The organism is Cupriavidus nantongensis (assembly GCF_001598055.1).
Taxonomy (GTDB): domain Bacteria; phylum Pseudomonadota; class Gammaproteobacteria; order Burkholderiales; family Burkholderiaceae; genus Cupriavidus; species Cupriavidus nantongensis.
This window is the reverse complement of record NZ_CP014845.1, coordinates 977187-995472: the sequence shown is the minus strand read 5'-3', so window position 1 is coordinate 995472 and position 18286 is coordinate 977187. Positions and strand designations below refer to the sequence as shown.

The following is an 18286-nucleotide window of genomic DNA, read 5'->3' as shown; positions in this document are numbered from 1 at the left end:
AGCGCCCGGCTATGTCGACCGTTCCCGATCCCACCGCCCCGGGGCTGCCCGCGCAGCCCGTCCCGCTACGCAGCGACGATGGCCGCCCCGCCGGGGCGGCCACGGACCCGTCCGCGCCAGCGCCCGCGCTGCTGACCGATGCCGCCGTCGCCGCCGCGCTGCATCGCGCCAGCACCGCGCTGATGGTGCTGGCGGTGCTGTTCTCGCTGTACGCCGTGCACGTGGCGCGCGATTTCCTGGTGCCGGTGGTGATTGCGGTGGTGATGGCCTACCTGCTCGATCCGCTGGTGTGCGCGCTGCAGCGGCTGGGGCTGGCACGCTCGCTGGCCAGCACCCTGGTGCTGCTGGCGCTGCTGGCAGCGCTGCTCAGCGGCGCCTACCTGCTGCAGGGCCAGGTCGAGTCGATGGTCAACAGCCTGCCGGAGATGGCCAGCAAGCTGTCGCGCTCGGTCGGCGCGCTGCTCAGCGGCGACGACTCGATGTGGCAGAAGATACGCCGCGCCGCCACCGTGCTCAGCGGCACCGGCCAGCCGCCGCCGGCGCGCGGCACGCAGGTAGTGGTGGAGCAGTCGGCGGGCCAGATCAACAACATGCTGCTGGCCGGCTCGGTCAGCATCTTCACCATGGCGGCGCAGGCGGTGGTGGTGGTGTTCCTGCTGTATTTCCTGATGCTTGCCGGCGATACCTTCAAGCGCAAGTTCATCAAGATGGTCGGCACCACTATCTCGCAGAAGAAGATCAGCGTGCACATGCTGGACGAGGTCAACCGCTCGATCCGCCGCTATATGGGGATGCTGCTGGTGACCAACGTCGGCCTCGGCGTGTGTACCTGGCTGCTGCTGAAATGGCTCGGGGTCGACAACGCCGGCAGCTGGTCGATTGCGGCGGCGGCGCTGCACCTGGTGCCCTACTTCGGCGCGCTGGCGATCGCGCTGTGCCTGGGCATGGCGACGTTCATGCAGTTCGGCACGCTGGGCATGGCCGCCGCCGCGGCCGGCGGCTCGCTGCTGATCGCCACGCTGATCGGTTCGGTCATCACCACGTGGATGACCGGGCGCATGGCGCGCATGAACGCCGTGGCGGTGTTCGTGGCACTGCTTCTGTTCACATGGCTGTGGGGCGTGTGGGGGATGCTGCTCGCGATCCCGCTGATTACCATCGCCAAGGTGGTAGCGGATCACATCGAAGGCATGGAAGTGGTAGCAGAGTTCCTTGGCGAATAAGGTGCGTTCGCGCACCTGTCGCTTCGAATCTGCACCGCTATACTGAAACAGCGAATGCTGCACCACAGCATTATCGGGCACAGCGGTTCGCGCGGAGGAAAAACACCATGTCTCTATGCGACCTGTGCGAGTCGCAACTCGACCGCCCCGGCCATGTGCCGCCGCATCCGCGGCTGGCGATATCGGCGACGCTGCGCATGGCGAGCGGACAGAATGCGTTTGTGTACCGCTGCGGCCACTGCGGCGAGACACTATTGCTTGCATCCGACGACGGTGAAGTACCGGACCGCTGGACGCGCCTCGACGCCGACGGCTGGCGTTGATCTCGACGATTTCCCGGGGTCACAGCACTGTTGGTGCCGCCTTGATCCCGCACAAGTCCGGGGTCCGGAAGCGTCGACATAATGGGCCATCATGGCCAAGAAATTTCCCATCCATCCCAGCCATCCCGAGCGCATCTGCTGGGGTTGCGACCAATACTGCCCGGTCGATTCGATGCGCTGCGGCAACGGCTCCAGCCGCACCCAGCACCCCATCGAACTGCTAGGCGACGACTGGCTCGAATACGGCGACTGGGGCATCGAGGCCCCGCCCGCCCCGGCACCGTCCGGGACCACCCCCGGGTAGCGGGATTACAATCGTTGTCTCCGCCCAACGACAAAGAACCGGCGCTACTGCCGGCATACACCGAGACAACCATGCTGAACCTCACGGATTCTTCACTGCTGCGGCAGCAATGCCTGATCGACGGCCGCTGGATCGATGGCGAGCGCCGCATCGACGTCACCAATCCCGCCACCGGCGAGCGCGTCGGCCAGGTGCCGCAACTGGGTGCCGAAGAGACCCGCCAGGCCATCGAGGCCGCCAACCGCGCGCTGCCGGCATGGCGCGCCCGCACCGCCAAGGAACGCTCGGCGCTGCTGCGCAAGTGGTTCGAGCTGATCATGGCGAACCAGGAAGACCTGGCCCGCATCATGACCGCCGAGCAGGGCAAGCCGATCGCCGAGGCACGCGGCGAGATCGCCTACGCGGCCTCGTTTATCGAGTGGTTTGCCGAGGAAGGCAAGCGCGTCTATGGCGATACCATTCCCGCCCCGGTCAGCAACCAGCGCATCGTCGTGACCAAGGAACCGGTCGGGGTCTGCGCCGCGATCACGCCGTGGAACTTCCCCGCCGCCATGATCACCCGCAAGGCCGGCCCGGCGCTGGCGGTCGGCTGCACCATGGTGGTCAAACCCGCCTCGCAGACACCGCTGACGGCGCTGGCGCTGGCGGCCCTGGCCGAGCGCGCCGGCATCCCCGCCGGCGTGCTGTCGGTGGTGACCGGCTCGGCCAGCGCGATCGGCGGCGAGATGAGCAGCAATGCGCTGGTGCGCAAGCTGACCTTCACCGGCTCGACCGAAGTCGGCCGCGTGCTGATGGCGCAGACCGCCGCCACCATCAAGAAGGTGTCGATGGAACTGGGCGGCAACGCGCCCTTTATCGTGTTCGACGACGCCGACCTCGACGCTGCCGTCGAAGGCGCGATCGTTTCCAAGTACCGCAATGCCGGCCAGACCTGCGTCTGCGCCAACCGCATCTACGTGCAGTCCGGCGTGTACGAGGCGTTTGCGCAGAAGCTGGTGGCCGCGGTGGCGGCGCTGAAGGTGGGCAACGGCATGGACGACGGCGTGCGCATCGGCCCGCTGATCGACGACAAGGCCGTGGCCAAGGTGGAAGAGCATATCGCCGACGCGCTCGGCAAGGGCGCGCGCCTGCTGCAGGGCGGCCAGCGCCATGCGCTGGGGCACTCCTTCTTCCAGCCGACGGTGCTGGCCGACGTCGCGCCCGGCATGCTGGTGGCGCGCGAGGAAACCTTCGGCCCGCTCGCGCCGCTGTTCCGCTTCGACACCGAGGACGACGTGGTCGCCATGGCCAACGACACCGAGTTCGGCCTGGCCAGCTACTTCTATGCACGCGACCTCGGCCGGGTCTGGCGCGTCTCGGAACGGCTGGAATACGGCATGGTCGGCGTCAACACGGGCCTGATCTCGAACGAGGTGGCGCCGTTCGGCGGCGTCAAGCAATCGGGCGTGGGCCGCGAGGGCTCGCATTACGGCATCGACGATTACCTGGTGATCAAGTACACCTGCATGGCCGGCATCTGACCCCGCACGCCCTCTGCACGCCCTCTGCACGCCCTCAGCCCGCCGTCCGCACGGCGTGCCGGGGGCCGGGCTGCGCAGGCGCGAGCCGGCAGCTGTCCCGAAAGCGCGCGATCTGGTCGTGCACGTGCTGCATCTGTTCAATCTGGTAGCTGGCGCGCTCCCGGCTGTAGCGGGTGCCGAACTCGTACAGCGCCCCGTCCGCGGCCCGGGCCAGCCCCTCCAGTGCCTGCGCCAGCGTGCGTCCTTCCACGCTGCGGTGCCGGCGCAGGCGCCACGACAGCGCCTCCTGGCCCTGGTCGAGCAGGTTCTGCTGCAGGAAGCCAAGCCGCTCGGCAAGGCCCTGCGCGTCCTGCAGCACCGACAGGTAGGCGCACACGACCGCGAGCCGCTGCTGCATCTCGCCACCGGACAGCAGCTCGCGCGCGCACGCGCCCCAGGCGTGCGCCTCGGGCCCCGGCTCGTGCCCGCCGCCTTCGCGCGGATAGACCGCCAGCGGCAGCACCTGCACCGCCAGCCCGGGCGGCAGTACGCTGGTGAAGCGGCTGGCAATGCATTGCTGCAGCGTGCGGTCGAGCGTGCAGCACGTCTTGATGTCCGCGTCGACATAGAAATCCAGCGCCGGCTGCCGGCCCTGGCCCACCAAAACCACCGCGCGGACCGGCGGATGTCCCGCCATGGCCAGCGTTTCCAGCCCGGCTTCGATGCAGCGCTGTTCGGCGGCCTCGGCGCCAAGGGCCTGGACGATGTCCTGCATCTGCAGCGTGCCCGCGATTTCGGTGCGGCCGACCGCGTGCAGCCACCCGCCGCGGCGGTCGGCGGCCGTGGTAATCCGCTTCAGATCGACATGCGCTATCGCATTGCCCGCATTGCCTGTCATATTCCCTCCGATTACAGAAGTCGTGTGTCAATCCCGCGATGCCATGACGATCGCGGCATGCATGCCTTGCAAGGTGTGCAGCGGCCTGGGCCCGGTCAGCGCGGCCACCAGCTGGCTGTCCTCCAGCCGGAACCGGTACAGCAGCCGGCCGGAGCGCGCCAGCGCGACGGTCTGCGCCGGCGTCAGCGCGGCCAGCTGGCGCCCCGCCTCGCGCCCCAGGCCAAGCCGGAACAGCGCCTCGGCCTCGTTCTCGCGCATCAGCCGCTGTACCAGCAGCAGGTAGGACAGGTTCAGCGCCTCGATCTGCCGCAGGCAGCCGGCGTCCGTTTCCGGTTGCGTGTCCGGCACGCTTGCGCAAGAGGACCTGTCCTGTTCCATGTCACCCATGCACCGGTGCGGATGCTCCGCCCGCCATGCGCAATCTCGGCGCGGGCGCATGGGCAAGGATCATCGGGCGCGCGGCAATGGCCCGCAGCGCGGGCTTGTCGAGCAGCGTGATGGTGCGGTGCCGTACCGTGATCAGTCCGCCTTCGGCCAGCCGCGAGAACTGCCGGCTGACCGTTTCCAGCGTCAGGCCGATATAGCTGCCGATTTCCTCGCGGCTCATGCGCAACACGAAGGCCGACGAAGAAAAACCGCGCAGCGCGAAACCGTCCGCCAGCCACAGCAGGAACGTCACCAGCCGCTCCTCGGCGGTCATCAGTGCCAGCATGGTCTGCACCGCGCGCGCGCGCTGCAGCTGGCCGTCCAGCGCCAGCAGCAACTGGCTGCCGAGCGGCGCCAGCGTGGCCGCGGCCACGCGCAGCGCGTCCGCGGCGAACAGGCACAGCTTGGTGTCTTCCAGCGCGGTGGCGTACGACGCATAGTGCGGGCGGACCAGGCTGTCCAGCCCAACCATGTCGCCGGGAAAGTGGAAGGCGACCACCTGGGTGCGCCCGTCTTCGGTGGTGACATGGGTCTTGATGGTGCCGGCGCGTATCGCATAGACCGATGTCACCGGGTCTCCCATCAGATACAGGAACTCGCCCTTGCGCAGGCGCACCATGCGTTGCGCCGCTTCGATGCCGCTTGCTCCGGTCACGCTGGTCAGGCCGGGCACGCCGCGTACCTGGCCGGGCGGCGCGCAATCAGGGCAGACGCCGGCCATCAGGCAACACGTGCTGCACGGCATGGCTGCGCGCTGCGGCTGGCGATCGTCGGACTGTGTCATCGGCGCTGTGGGCTGTGAGACCTTGAGAACCTCGTGCGTCCATTCTATGGAGCCGCCCTGGCCAGACAATCCGTACATTCTGATTCCCGGCACGGAAGCGTCCGACCTTGCCGTGCGCCGGCCTGCCGGGGCGTCCGTGCTGCACTTGGCCGACCGGGAAGGTGCCGGCGAAGCGCAAGCAGGCGTATCCTTACCGCACCATCAGGACCCGATGCGCCGGCAGCGCCGGCACGTCGCCAACCCATCCCATGACAAAACGCCCCCACGATTCGCAGCCGCTAGCCGGCAACGCCAGCACCCCCGACGCCGGCGGCCCGGACCTTCCGCTCGCCGCGGATACCCTCTACCGGACGCTGGTGGAAGCTGTGCAGGACTACGCCATCTTCACGCTCGACGAGGGTGGCCATGTGTCCAGCTGGAACAAGGGCGCGGCGCGCATCAAGGGCTACCGGCGCGAGGAGATCCTGGGCAAGCACTTTTCGCACTTCTATACGCCCGATGCCGTGGCCCGGCGCTGGCCCGACGCCGAACTGAAAGCCGCCGCCGAACTGGGCCGCTTCGAGGACGAGGGCTGGCGCGTGCGCAAGGACGGCAGCCGTTTCTGGGCCAACGTCATCATCACCGCCCTGCGCGACGCCGACGGCCGGCTGATCGGCTTCGGCAAGGTCACGCGCGACCTGACCGAGCAGCGCCGCGCCGCCGAGGCGCTGCGCCAGAGCGAGGAATCGCTGCGCCTGCTGGTCGAGGGGGTCAAGGACTACGCACTCTTCATGCTCGATCCCGGCGGCCATATCGTCAGCTGGAACTCAGGCGCGTCCTATATCAAGGGCTACCGCCGCGACGAGATCATCGGCCGTCATTTCTCGCTGTTCTATCCGCAGGAAGACATTGCCGCCGGCAAGCCGGCGCGGCACCTGGACCTGGCCCGGCGTGCCGGGCGCATCGAGGACGAGGGCTGGCGCGTGCGCAAGGACGGCTCGCTGTTCTGGGCCAATGTCACGCTGACCGCCGTCTACGACGATTCGCGCGCGCTGCGCGGCTTTGCCAAGGTCACGCGAGACATGAGCGAACGGCGCCGCCGCGAAGAGCTGGAACGTTCCAGCCAGCGCCTGAACGAGTTCCTGGCCACGCTTTCGCATGAGCTGCGCAATCCGCTGGCGCCGGTGCGCAGCGCGCTGACCGCGATGCGGCTGGCCCCGGGCGACGGCGCGCTGGCCAACCAGAGCCTGGCCCTGATCGAGCGCCAGGTGACGCACCTGAGCCGGCTGGTCGACGACCTGCTCGATATCGGCCGCATCACCTCCGGCCGCATCGAGCTGCGTACCGCGCCGGTGGAACTCGACGAGATCCTTGCGCTGGCGATCGAGGGCGCGCGCCCGGCGCTCGATGCCAAGTCGCAGCGCGTCGATGTGCAGGGCGCGCCCGGCACCATCCGCATGGATGCAGACAAGACCCGGCTGGTGCAGGTGCTGCAGAACCTGGTGCTCAATGCGTCGAAGTTTTCACCGCCGGGCACGGTGGTGACGATCGCCACGGCGGTGCAGAACCGTACCCTGGAAATCCGGGTGACAGACCAGGGCCGCGGCATCTCGCCGCATGCGCTCGACGACATCTTCCAGCTGTTCGTGCAGGAGAGCCGGCCAGGCACCGATGTGCAAGGCGGTCTGGGCATCGGGCTGTCGCTGTGCCGCTCGCTGGTGGAACTGCACGGTGGCACCATCGCGGCCAGCAGCGCCGGGCCGGGGCTGGGCAGCACCTTCACGGTACGGCTGCCGCTGCCGGCCGCGCGCCGGTCCGACGATGCGCACCACGCCGCCCTGCCCGCCGCCGGCCAGGACAAGGCCGACCTGCAGGTGCAGCGCATCCTGCTGGTCGACGACAACCGCGACGCCGCCGACAGCCTGGCGATGCTGCTCGAGATGTGCGGCCACGAGGTGACCATCGCCTACGACGGCTCCGAGGCCCTGCACGTGGCGCCGCGCTGCCGTCCGCATATCGCGCTGATCGACCTGGCCATGCCGGGCATGGACGGTTTCGAGGTGGTGCGCGCGATGCGCGGCGTGGCGGGCACCGAAGCGACCCGCTTCGTCGCGCTGACCGGCTTCGGCCAGCCCACGGACCGGCAGCAAACCGAGGCCGCCGGCTTCGATGCGCACCTGGTCAAGCCGGTGGAGCTGGAAACCCTGTTCAGCACCATCGCGCGGCTGCGCCAGCCTGGCTGAGCGGCGCGCATCCGGCCGAACCCGACCTTCGCCAATCCCGAACCCGCGCGCGCCGCCGCTGCGACACACTGACGCCCGTTCCATCGCAACAGATCAAGGAAAGGAGACAGCGATGCAGGGTTGGATCAGGCGTGCGGCCATGGGGCTGCTGTTTGCATGCGCGGCCACCGCCGCGGGGACCGCGCTGGCGGACTACCCCGACAAGCCGGTGCGGCTGGTGGTGCCGTTCCCGCCGGGCGGCGCCACCGACCTGCTGGCGCGCGAGATCGGCAACGCGCTGTCGGCACGGCTGCAGCAGCCGGTGGTGATCGAAAACCGCCCCGGCGCCGGCGGCAACCTGGCGGCGATCGCGGTGGCGCGGGCCCCGGCCGACGGCTATACGCTGCTGTTCGGCACCTTCGGCTCGCTCGCGGTGAACAAGAGCCTCTATGACAAGCCGGGCTACGACCCGCTCAAGGACTTCGCGCCGGTGGCGTCGGTCGCCTACCTGCCCAATGTGCTGGTGGTGCATCCCAGCGTGCCGGCGCGCACCGTGCCGGAACTGCTGGCGCTGGCGCGCAAGGAGCCGGCCAAGCTGACCTACGGCTCGTTCGGCAACGGCTCGTCGTCGCACCTGGCGGGCGAGCTGTTCACGCACCTGGCCGGCGTCGATATCACGCATATTCCGTACAAGGGCAGCGCCGCGTCCATGACCGACCTGATCGGCGGGCGCATCACCATGATGTTCGACAGCGTCTCCACCGCACTGCCGTATATCCGCGACAAGCGCGTGCGCGCGCTGGCGGTGACCACGCAGAAGCCGTCCGAGCAGTTGCCCGGCGTACCGACGCTGGCCGCCGCCGGCGTGCCCGGCTACGAGCTGACCGCATGGTTCGGCGTGGCGGCGCCGGCGGGCACGCCCAGGGCCGTGATCGACCGCCTCAACGGCGAGATCGTCGCCGCGCTGAAGCAGCCGGACCTGGCCTCCAGGCTGGCCAGCCAGGGCACGGTGCCCTTCCCCGCTACGCCGGCACAGTTTGGCAGCTATATCCGCGCGCAGTACGAGAAATGGGACGGCCTGATCAAGTCCGCCAACATCAAGCTCGACAACTGACAAGGCACTCTCAGCCCGCCTCCGGCGCGCCGAAGCGCCACGACAGCCGTGCCGCCGCCTGCCGCAGCAGCGCGGCGGTGGCGCCTTCGGTGCCGCTGTCGAAGCTGCCGCTGGAACCCATCACCGCGATCACCAGCGCCAGGCTGCCGGTGTGGTCGAACACCGGCGCCGCCAGCGTGTCGATGCCCGGCACCGGATGGCTCAGCGCATTGTCGATGCGCGCCGCGCGCACCTGCGCCAGCCGCGCGGCATAGGCCGGCGCCAGCTTGCCACCGGGCCCGAGCACCTGCTCGGCAGCGGCGCCCGCCATGCGCAGCGCATCGTTGCGCAGCAGGCCCGCCAGCACGTTGGCCGGCAGGTGCGCCGCCACGGTGCGGCCAATCGCGGTATGGACCAGCGACAGCACCGTGCCCACGCGCAGGCTGACATGCTGCGGCCGCGCCGATTCTTCCAGCCGCACCACGGTGGGCCCCAGCGGCCCCAGCACCGCCATCGCCACGCTCAGGCCGGTGGACCCGGCCAGCTCGATCACTTCCGGCTCGGCCTCGCGCGTCGGCGACAGCCGCTGCAGCGCGATCAGCCCCAGTTCCAGCGCCAGCGGCCCGCACCGGTAGTTGCCGGCGGCATCGCGCGCCAGCAGCCCGGTCTTCTGCAGGCTGACCAGGTGCGGAAAGGCCTTGGCCGCCGGCATGCCCGCGGCCAGCGCCAGGTCGCGCAGCGGCAGCGGCCGGCCCGCGGCCACCAGCGCGCCGAGCAACTGGCCGGTGCTGTCGAGCGACTGGATGCCGCGCTGCGGCTTGCCGCCGTCGGGGTCCTGCGGGGTTTCGCTCACGTCGCTCATGCCGCTCATGCCTGTTCACCGTTCGGTTCGCGCGCAGCCGCGCCAGGCTCCGTGCCGATCTCCGCGCCGATCTCCGCACCCGCGGCCAGCAACGCCCGCGCCGCCGCGCCGTGCCAGTCGACGTCGATGGCACCGGTCGATCCCACCAGCGTCAGCACCAGCCGCAGCGCGCCGGCGCCGTCGAGCACCGGCACGCTGAGGCTGCTGACGGCCGGGCTGGGCGCATCGATGCTGCGCTCGATGCCGCGCGCGCGGATTTCCGCCAGCCTGGCGCTGAACGCCGCCAGGTCCGCCGCGGTGGCATCCGGCTGCTGCGCCTGCCATAACGGCTGCCACTGCGCCGGCGGCTGGAACGCGCAGAACACGCGGCCGGTGGCGGTGGCCGCCAGCGCCATCACCGTGCCTACGTGCAGGTTGACGTGCAGCGGCACGGTGGCCGGCACATAGCGCACGATGGTCGGCCCCTGCGGCCCGGCCAGGCAGATCGCCACGCTGCAGCCCAGCGCCTGCGCCAGCGCGTCCGCGCGCGGCAGCGCGGCGCGCCAGGCGGCGTCCTGCTCCAGGTGCAGCAGGCCCAGGCGCAGCGACAGCGGTCCGGGCTCGTAGCGGCCGGACAAGTGATCGCGCTTGATCAGGCCCAGCCGCGCCAGGCTGACCAGATAGGCATGCGCCTGCGCCGGCGCCAGTTGCGCCACGTCGGCCAGCGCCGCCAGCGGCATCGGCACGCGCGCCGCGGCCAGCGCCGCGAGCAGGCGCGCGCCCACCTCCACGCTCTGGATGCCGCGCTGCGCCTTGTCGGCACGCGCAGCCGTTGCGCCCGCCGGCGTTACCGCTGTCCCCGCCCTGGGTCTGGCCATCAGCGTCCTGTGTGTTCGGAAAAACCGGATATTAATCGAACGCCTCCCCGAACCCGCCGCGCGCGGGTTTACCCCAAGCTCAAATCCACCGCCGGTTCGCCTCTTTAATTATTTGTCATAGGCTAATCATTTAGCTATTGATTAATTTGCCGACCTTTCCTAAGATGGCATTACCCCGTCGCGACACGGCCCACCCGGCCGTGCGACATCCGGAAATCCATACGAACGGGGGCGAGACAGCCAGTGCCACGCCGCATGCGTTTGCGGCCATTCCCGCGCCGTCTTGCCCTGCCCACAAAAGGAAAAGACGCCATGTCCAAGGCATTCGCATCGCAGGCCGACCTGGAAGCCAAGCAGATCACCTTCACCCAGCTGTCCGAGAACGCGTGGGCCTATACCGCCGAGGGCGATCCCAACTCCGGCGTGGTGATCGGCGATGACGGCGTGCTGATCGTCGACACCACGGCCACGCCGGCGATGGCGCAGGACCTGATCGCGCGTATCCGCACCATCACCGACAAGCCGATCAAGTACGTGGTGCTGTCGCACTACCACGCGGTGCGCGTGCTGGGCGCGTCGGCGTACTTTGCCGAGGGCGCGCAGCAGATCATCGCCAGCCGCGGCACCTACGAGATGATCGTCGAGCGCGGCGAGGCCGACATGAAGTCCGAGATTGAACGCTTCCCGCGCCTGTTCGCCGGCGTCGAGACGGTGCCCGGCCTGACCTGGCCGACGCTGGTGTTCGACAAGGAGATCACGCTGTTCCTCGGCAAGCTGGAAGTGCGCATCGCCCACCTGGGCTCTGGCCATACCAAGGGCGACACCGTGGTCTGGCTGCCGCAGCAGAAGGTGCTGTTCTCCGGCGACCTGGTCGAATACGACGCCGCCTGCTACTGCGGCGACGCGCAACTGGCCGAATGGCCGGCCACGCTCGACGCGCTGCAGGCGCTAAACCCCGAGAAGCTGGTGCCCGGCCGCGGCCCCGCGCTGACCACGCCCGATGAAGTGAAGAAGGGCATCGCCTACACCAAGGACTTCGTCACCACGCTGTTCACCGCGGGCCAGGAAGCGGTGGCGGAAAAGCTCGACCTGAAGGCCGCGATGGCGCACACGCGCCGCGCCATGGACCCGAAGTTCGGCCACGTCTTTATCTACGAGCACTGCCTGCCGTTCGATGTCTCGCGCGCCTACGACGAGGCCAGCGGCATGCGCCACCCGCGCATCTGGACCGCCCAGCGCGACCAGGAAATGTGGGCCGCGCTGCAGGACTGACGACGGCACCCCGGCAAGCCATCGCACAACAAAGCATTTCAGGTGGAGGAGACACAAGCATGAGCAGCATCGACTACCAGCGGCTGACGTTCGCATACCAGCCCTGCGCGGAACAGCAGCGCGCCGGCCAATCCGCCGAGGCCGCGCCCGCGGCGGTGCATCCGGTGGTCGTGGTCGGCGCCGGCCCGGTGGGGCTGGCCACCGCCATCGACCTGGCGCAACGCGGCGTGCGCGTGGTGCTGGTGGACGACGACTGCACGCTGTCCACCGGCTCGCGCGCGATCTGCTTTTCCAAGCGCACGCTCGACATCTTCGACCGCCTCGGCTGCGGCGAGCGCATGGTCGACAAGGGCGTGCGCTGGCATGTCGGCAGGGTGTTCCTGCGCGACCAGCAGGTCTACAGCTTCGACCTGCTGCCCGAGAGCGGCCACCGCCGCCCGGCCTTCATCAACCTGCAGCAGTACTACCTCGAAGGCTACCTGCTGGAGCGCGCGCAGGCGCTGCCCAATATCGAGATCCGCTGGCGCAACAAGGTGGTCGGCGTGGAAAGCCGCCGCGCACCTGACGCCGGCGTGGTGCTGACCATCGAGACCCCCGACGGCTGCTACCCGCTGGCCGCACGCTATGTGGTGGCCGCCGACGGCTCGCGCAGCCCGATGCGCAAGCTGCTGGGCCTGGACAGCAAGGGCCGCACCTTCCGCGACCGCTTCCTGATTGCCGACGTGAAGATGGAGGCCGATTTCCCGGCCGAGCGCTGGTTCTGGTTCGACCCGCCCTTCCACCCGCACCAGTCGGTGCTGCTGCACCGCCAGCCGGACAATGTCTGGCGCATCGACTTCCAGCTGGGCTGGGATGCCGACCCGGTGCTGGAGAAATCGCCCGAGCGCGTGATCCCGCGGGTGCAGGCGCTGCTGGGCAAGGACGTGAAGTTCGAGCTGGAGTGGGTCAGCGTCTACACCTTCTCCTGCCAGCGCATGGACAGCTTCCGCCACGGCAATATCCTGTTCGCCGGCGATGCCGCGCACGGGGTCTCGCCGTTCGGCGCACGCGGCGCCAACAGCGGCGTCCAGGACGCCGAGAACCTGGCGTGGAAGCTGGCCTACGTGCTGCAGGGCCATGCCTGCGACCGGCTGCTCGACACCTACGCCAGCGAGCGCGAATTCGCCGCCGACGAGAACATCCGCAATTCCACCCGCTCGACCGACTTCATCACGCCCAAGAGCGCCGCCAGCCGCGTGTTCCGCGACGCGGTGCTGGCGCTGTCGAGGCGCCATGCGTTCGCGCGCGGCCTGGTCAACAGCGGCAGGCTGTCGGTGCCAGCGGTGCTGCACGACTCGCCGCTGAACACCCGGGACGCCGCCCCGGATGCAGGCGGCAAGCTGGTGCCGGGTGCGGTCTGCTGCGATGCGCCGGTGTCCGGCGTGGACGGCGCCGGCTGGCTGCTGTCGTATCTCGGCGGCGATTTCACCTTGCTGGTGTTCGGCAGTCCGGAGGCCATCGATGCCGGCACGCTGGCGGACCTGGCCGCGCTGAAGCAGGCCGGCACGCCGCTGCAGCTGGTCTATGTCACCGACGCCGCGCAGCCGCCCATGACCTGTACCCACGCCACCGTGCTGCGCGACGACGAAGGCCTGGCGGCGGCGCGCTACGGCGCCGCGCCCGGCACCTGCTACCTGGTCCGTCCGGACCAGCATGTGTGCGCGCGCTGGCACCGTCCCGACCCGGCCGCGATCCGCGCCGCGCTGGCGCGCGCCACCGGCGCCGACCTGCGCGCACCGCAGCCGGGCCGCATGGCCGCCTGACCAACGTGCGCCAGCCCTGCCCCACGGAGATAGCCATGCCCAATTCGCTCAACACCCAGCCCAACCTGGCGCGGCCCGACGACTTCTACGAAGCGCTGATCGAGATGCACCGCGACCTCGACGAGGCCCAGAGCCAGGCTGCCAACGCGCAGCTGATCCTGCTGCTGGCCAACCATATCGGCGACCACGACGTGCTGCTGGCGGCGATGGCCGAGGCGCGCGCCGGCGTCGTCGCCAGCGCCGACACCTGCGCCGACACCAGCGCCGACACCACGCCGGCCTGACCGGACAGCCGGGCGCAGGCGCGGCCCGGTCCGCGCCTGCGCCACGCGCTTTCTTTCAACCCATCCCGGGCCAACGCGCACCAGACGCGGCCCACTGGCGGCAAACGCCCGGCTGCCCACCGCCGCAGCCACCACCGCACGGAGACAACATCGATGAGCCATCCGGTCTCAGGGGAGCTTTCGTCCCTATCCAGCCTGGCGCCTTCCGCCCCGGCCGCCCCAACCACCGCAGCACTCGCCGCGCGCGACGAGGACGCGCTTTACCGCAAGGTCTGGCTGCGCATCATTCCCTTCCTGTTCGTCTGCTACGTGGTGTCGTTCCTGGACCGCATCAACATCGGCTTCGCCCAGTTGCAGATGAAGCAGGACCTGGGTTTCAGCGACGCCATGTACGGCCTTGGCGCCGCGGTGTTCTACGTCGGCTACGTGCTGTGCGAGGTGCCGAGCAACATGCTGCTGGCGCGCTTCGGCGCGCGCCGGACCTTCACCCGCATCATGGTGCTGTGGGGCACCGTGTCGGTGGCGATGATGGCGGTGTCGACGCCGGCGCAGTTCTACGCGCTGCGCTTCCTGCTGGGCGTGTTCGAGGCCGGCTTCTTCCCCGGCATCGTGCTGTACCTGACCTACTGGTTCCCCGCGCGCCGGCGTGCCGCGGTGATGGCGATCTTCTTTGCCGGCGTGGCGGTGGCGGGCGTGCTGGGCGGGCTGGTATCCGGCTGGATCATGCGCGACATGGCCGGCGTGCTGGGGCTGCAGGGCTGGAAATGGATGTTCGCGATCGAAGGCGCGCCGGCGGTGCTGCTGGGACTGGCGGCCGCGCGCCTGCTGGTCGACGGGCCGCAGCAAGCCAGCTGGCTGAGCGAGCGCGAACGCGCCCACCTGCTGCGCGACACCGCCGCGCATACGCAGGGCGGCGGCCATTCGCTGCACGCGCTGCGCCAGGTGCTGCGCAACCCGCGCGTGTACCTGTTCGCCTTTATCTATTTTTCGCTGACCTGCGGCTCGCTCGCGCTCAGCTTCTGGATGCCGCTGATGATCCGCGATTTCGGCGTGACCGACGTGATGTCGGTAAGCCTGTATTCGGTAGTGCCCAATGCGGTGGGCGCGGTCGGCCTGATCCTGATTGCGCGGCATTCGGACCGCACCGGCGAGCGCCATCGCCATTTCCTGCTGTGCACCGCGGGCGGCGCGCTGGCGCTGGCGGCGCTGACCTTGCCGCTGCCGGGGCTGGCCGCGATGCTGGCGATCCTGTCGGTGGCGGCGGTGCTGATCTTTGCCGCGCTGCCGGTGTTCTGGGCGCTGCCGCCGGGCTACCTGCCGGGCGCAGGTACCGCCGCCGGGATCGCCTTCATCAGCAGCATCGGCATCACCAGCGGCATCGTCAGCCCGTGGGTGATCGGCCAGATCAAGACCCGCACCGGCAGCCTGGACCATGCGCTCTACCTGCTGGCGGCGCTGCTGCTGGCAAGCGGCCTGGCGATGTGGCTGGGCGTGCCGAAACAGCCCGCGCGGCCGGCGTGAGCCTGGCCTCGGGAAACCTCAATTCCGGATGGTCCGCACCCGCACGGGTGCGGCGTTCAGTGGGATCGGCCGCAGGGAATCACGGAGGCGATTTCCTCCCGCATCACCTCGACCACGTCGTCGATCTCCAGCCCCTCGGCCGTGACCAGCACGTCCTGGCCGCGGCCGATGGCGTAGACCACGCCGCGCCAGCGGCCGGGCTCGACCGCCTCGCACAGGCGGATATTGAATTCGGTGTCCTGGTCCTGGCTATACACCGTCACCAGGTCGCCCACCTGGGGAGTGCGCACCGCTTCTCCGTCGAACGCCCGGGCCACCACGGTCACCGGCGACTGCGTCAGCCCCCTGGCAAATCTTGCACGCATGGTCCGCTCCTCTGATTGCGATCCAAGTCCAGCTTACAAGAGGCCGGACAAATAACCAGGGATTTCCATCGGAAAGTGGAACCGGAAGCGCTTCGCGCCTGTCAGACGCCGCCGGATAGACAGCGCGCGCAGATCGACCACAATAAAAGGACCGATATCCGAGGAGACCCGACATGGGCAGCAACATACACGTCGTTCCGCACGACGAAGGCTGGGACGTGATCCACGAAGGCGCACGCTACGCCGAATCGCACCACGCCACGCAGGAAGAGGCGGTCGCCGCCGGCACCTCGCAGGCCCAGCGCGAGCATGTCGAACTGCTGATCCATGGCCGCGACGGCCAGATCCGCTCGCGCAACAGCTTCGGCCACGATCCCCGCACCATTCACGGCTGAGCCGCGCTGCTTGCCGCAACGCTGGGGGTTGCCGGCAAGCTGCCGGCGCCCGCGCAAACATGCCACAGCATCGGGCCGACCCGCACGCCGTGGCCGCCATAGCGGCTGCGACCGTGCCGTGGCCGGCGATCGACCACGCGGCCGAAAGCCCCTTCGACAGCCCCTTTGCCAACAGTGCCGCGGCGCTCGCCGATCGGCTCGGCAAGCATCGCGTGGTGCTGCTGGGCGAGAGCACGCATGGCACCGCCGAGTTCTATCACGCGCGCGCCGCGCTGACCGCGCAGCTGGTGGCGCGCCACGGCTTCCGCATCATTGCTGTTGAGGCGGACTGGCCTGACGCCGCCGCGGTCGACCGCCACGTGCGCGGGCGCGCGCCGCGCCCCGCCGAATCCCCCGGCACCGCGTTCACGCGCTTCCCGGTCTGGATGTGGCGCAACCTCGAGGTGGCGCGCTTTATCCGCTGGCTGCACGCGCACAATGCCGCGCTGGCGCCGGCCCGGCGCGCCGGCTTCTTCGGCCTCGATATCTACAGCCTTGGCGCCTCGATGGCGGCAGTGCTGGCTTACCTGGAAGGCGTCGATCCCCGTGCCGCGCAGGCCGCGCGCGAACGCTACGGCTGCCTGGAACCGTGGCGGCGCGACCCGGCGCGCTACGGCCGCGCCGTGCTGCACGGCACCCATGCCGACTGCGAGGACGCGGTGGTCGAACAGCTGCAGGCCTTGCTCGACAAGCGCCTGGCCTACGCGCGCGACGGCCACGAGGAGTTCCTCGACGCGGCGCAGAACGCGCGCCTGGTGGCGTCGGCCGAGCGCTACTACCGTGTCATGTACCACGGCAGCGACGACAGCTGGAACCTGCGCGACACGCATATGTTCGAGACCCTGGAGCAGCTGCTGCACGCGCATGGGCCCGAAGCGCGCGCGGTGGTGTGGGCGCACAACTCGCACATCGGTGATGCGTCGCAGACCGAGATGGGCACCGAGCAGGGGCAGCTGAATATCGGCCAGCTATGCCGCGAGGCCTTCGGCGACGCGGCCGCGCTGGTTGGGTTCAGCACCTACGATGGCACCGTCGCGGCGGCGACTTCGTGGGACGGAGCGATGGAAATCAAGCAGGTGCGTCCGGCGCGGACCGACAGCTACGAGCACCTGTTCCACGCCGCCGGCCATGCACAGGGCTGGATCGACTTGCGCGGGGACAGTGTCGACGACGGCAATGGCAGCGTTGTGCACGCCGAACTGCGCGAGCTGCTGATGCCGGCGCGGCAGGAGCGCTTTATCGGCGTGATCTACCGCCCGGAAACGGAACTGCAGAGCCACTACGCACGCGCCATCCTGCCGCGGCAGTTCGACGTGCTGGCGTGGTTCGACCGCAGCAGCGCGGTGCCGGCGCTGCCGGAGGCGCCGGCACCGGGCGCGCCCGAGACCTGGCCTTCAGGACTCTGAGACGCTGGCGCGGCCCGGCCGCTCTTTTCCTCAGTTATTTGCGGCTCTTCGGCGCCTTCGGTTCCGAAGCCGGATAGTCGTACCGTTGCGGCGATTGCGGCCCTTCGTTGACGGCGGGGCTGGCCGGCGTCGCGGGCGTTGCCGGTGTGGCGCGGGTGCCGGGGCCGCCCGGCGTGGCGGGTGTGGCCGGCGTTGCAGGGGTGGCGCGGCGCGTGTCGCCCTGGCCCGGCATGACATCCGAGGCCGACGTGCCCGGCGCGCGCGTGTCGGCGCCAGGACGCGTGGTAGTGGTCTGGGCCCACGCGGGTGCGCTCAGCAGCGCGGCCAGCGCAAGGATCGCGGTGTATCTCATGACAGTCTCCTTCCTCGTGAACGGCCGGCGGCGTCTGGCAGCGGCCGGAACTGGCTCCGGTGCGAAAGCCATGCCAGCGCGCGTGGCTCAGCCGCCGGTGCGGTCGGGCGCGACCTCGATGTGATTGACGATGTCGCGCCCGCCGGCATGCGCGCGCACGCAGGCCTCGATCGCGTCGCGGTCGGCAGCGCTGCCGATCGCGCCACGCAGCGTGATGCGGCCCTGCGCCACGTCGAGCGCAATCTCGCTGGCATCGAGGCCGCTCTCCCACAAGCGCTCGCACAGCGCGGCCTGCAGCGCCGTGTCGGCCGCGCCGACGGCGTTGCCGCGCGGGTTGGTGTCGGTCTTGGTCGAACCGGACATGGGCATGGCCTCCGCGC

Annotated in this window: 20 protein-coding genes; 12 read left to right on the top strand and 8 right to left on the bottom strand. The window is 69.7% G+C overall.

The features are described 5' to 3' along the window. Positions 1–11 precede the first annotated feature (11 nt). The 4 genes from A2G96_RS25715 to gabD all read left to right on the top strand — a co-directional run bounded on the left by A2G96_RS25715 (position 12) and on the right by gabD (position 3370). Positions 12–1223 (top strand): AI-2E family transporter, encoded by a 1212-nt coding sequence (locus A2G96_RS25715; protein ID WP_062803017.1) that lies wholly within the window; start codon positions 12–14, stop codon positions 1221–1223. A 107-nt stretch (positions 1224–1330) separates the two neighbouring features. Then, on the top strand, positions 1331–1546 hold the full coding sequence (locus A2G96_RS25710; protein ID WP_062803016.1) for a hypothetical protein: 216 nt from the start codon (positions 1331–1333) through the stop codon (positions 1544–1546). Positions 1547–1637: 91 nt separating this feature from the next. Then, the gene (locus tag A2G96_RS25705; protein ID WP_062803015.1) at positions 1638–1850 is read left to right on the top strand and encodes a DUF3079 domain-containing protein; all 213 of its coding nucleotides are present in this window, start codon (positions 1638–1640) and stop codon (positions 1848–1850) included. 71 nt (positions 1851–1921) lie between these two features. Continuing rightward, entirely contained in the window at positions 1922–3370 is a 1449-nt protein-coding gene (gene gabD / locus A2G96_RS25700) for an NADP-dependent succinate-semialdehyde dehydrogenase (protein WP_062803014.1), read from the top strand. A 34-nt stretch (positions 3371–3404) separates the two neighbouring features. On the opposite strand, the gene A2G96_RS25695 is transcribed toward gabD, so the two are convergent. From A2G96_RS25695 to A2G96_RS25685, 3 genes are read right to left on the bottom strand one after another with little or no spacing between them, the layout of a single operon-like run. Beyond that, entirely contained in the window at positions 3405–4247 is an 843-nt protein-coding gene (locus A2G96_RS25695; RefSeq protein ID WP_062803013.1) for a hypothetical protein, read from the bottom strand. Positions 4248–4274: 27 nt separating this feature from the next. Beyond that, entirely contained in the window at positions 4275–4595 is a 321-nt protein-coding gene (gene flhD / locus A2G96_RS25690) for a flagellar transcriptional regulator FlhD (protein WP_231909746.1), read from the bottom strand. 31 nt (positions 4596–4626) lie between these two features. Then, positions 4627–5457: a Crp/Fnr family transcriptional regulator gene (locus A2G96_RS25685; RefSeq protein WP_062803011.1), complete on the bottom strand. Its 831-nt coding sequence runs from the start codon at positions 5455–5457 to the stop codon at positions 4627–4629. 248 nt (positions 5458–5705) lie between these two features. Between A2G96_RS25685 and A2G96_RS25680 the strand changes: the two genes are divergently transcribed. After that, positions 5706–7679 (top strand): PAS domain-containing hybrid sensor histidine kinase/response regulator, encoded by a 1974-nt coding sequence (locus A2G96_RS25680; protein ID WP_062803010.1) that lies wholly within the window; start codon positions 5706–5708, stop codon positions 7677–7679. A 112-nt stretch (positions 7680–7791) separates the two neighbouring features. Continuing rightward, positions 7792–8772 carry a Bug family tripartite tricarboxylate transporter substrate binding protein gene (locus tag A2G96_RS25675; RefSeq protein ID WP_062803009.1) on the top strand — a complete coding sequence of 327 codons (981 nt, stop codon included), beginning with the start codon at positions 7792–7794 and terminating at the stop codon, positions 8770–8772. Positions 8773–8782: 10 nt separating this feature from the next. Here A2G96_RS25675 and A2G96_RS25670 read toward each other — a convergent pair whose 3' ends face one another. Further along, positions 8783–9613, bottom strand: coding sequence for an IclR family transcriptional regulator (locus A2G96_RS25670; RefSeq protein WP_062803008.1), 831 nt, complete (start codon positions 9611–9613; stop codon positions 8783–8785). Positions 9614–9618: 5 nt separating this feature from the next. After that, a complete protein-coding gene (locus tag A2G96_RS25665; RefSeq protein WP_062803007.1) occupies positions 9619–10470 on the bottom strand; it encodes an IclR family transcriptional regulator in 852 nt (283 codons plus the stop codon). 312 nt (positions 10471–10782) lie between these two features. Between A2G96_RS25665 and A2G96_RS25660 the strand changes: the two genes are divergently transcribed. From A2G96_RS25660 to A2G96_RS25645, 4 genes are all read left to right on the top strand, one after another. Further along, positions 10783–11742 (top strand): MBL fold metallo-hydrolase, encoded by a 960-nt coding sequence (locus A2G96_RS25660; protein ID WP_062803006.1) that lies wholly within the window; start codon positions 10783–10785, stop codon positions 11740–11742. Positions 11743–11801: 59 nt separating this feature from the next. Beyond that, positions 11802–13544 carry an FAD-dependent oxidoreductase gene (locus A2G96_RS25655; protein WP_062803005.1) on the top strand — a complete coding sequence of 581 codons (1743 nt, stop codon included), beginning with the start codon at positions 11802–11804 and terminating at the stop codon, positions 13542–13544. Between the two features lie 35 nt (positions 13545–13579). Beyond that, positions 13580–13828: a DUF2783 domain-containing protein gene (locus A2G96_RS25650; RefSeq protein ID WP_062803004.1), complete on the top strand. Its 249-nt coding sequence runs from the start codon at positions 13580–13582 to the stop codon at positions 13826–13828. Between the two features lie 153 nt (positions 13829–13981). Beyond that, positions 13982–15349, top strand: a complete 1368-nt coding sequence (locus A2G96_RS25645) for an MFS transporter (RefSeq protein ID WP_062803003.1) — start codon at positions 13982–13984, stop codon at positions 15347–15349. 56 nt (positions 15350–15405) lie between these two features. Here the strand turns inward: A2G96_RS25645 and A2G96_RS25640 are convergent, their stop codons facing one another. Then, complete coding sequence (locus A2G96_RS25640) at positions 15406–15714, bottom strand: hypothetical protein (RefSeq protein WP_010814535.1); 309 nt, start codon at positions 15712–15714, stop codon at positions 15406–15408. A gap of 173 nt (positions 15715–15887) precedes the next feature. Between A2G96_RS25640 and A2G96_RS25635 the strand changes: the two genes are divergently transcribed. Beyond that, positions 15888–16109: a DUF2188 domain-containing protein gene (locus A2G96_RS25635; RefSeq protein ID WP_018007233.1), complete on the top strand. Its 222-nt coding sequence runs from the start codon at positions 15888–15890 to the stop codon at positions 16107–16109. 59 nt (positions 16110–16168) lie between these two features. Next, positions 16169–17554 carry an erythromycin esterase family protein gene (locus A2G96_RS25630; RefSeq protein WP_062803002.1) on the top strand — a complete coding sequence of 462 codons (1386 nt, stop codon included), beginning with the start codon at positions 16169–16171 and terminating at the stop codon, positions 17552–17554. Positions 17555–17588: 34 nt separating this feature from the next. Here A2G96_RS25630 and A2G96_RS25625 read toward each other — a convergent pair whose 3' ends face one another. Together A2G96_RS25625 and A2G96_RS25620 are read right to left on the bottom strand one after the other, a co-directional pair. Further along, a complete protein-coding gene (locus A2G96_RS25625; protein WP_062803001.1) occupies positions 17589–17906 on the bottom strand; it encodes a hypothetical protein in 318 nt (105 codons plus the stop codon). An 87-nt stretch (positions 17907–17993) separates the two neighbouring features. Continuing rightward, entirely contained in the window at positions 17994–18269 is a 276-nt protein-coding gene (locus A2G96_RS25620; protein WP_062803000.1) for a BON domain-containing protein, read from the bottom strand. Positions 18270–18286 lie beyond the last annotated feature (17 nt).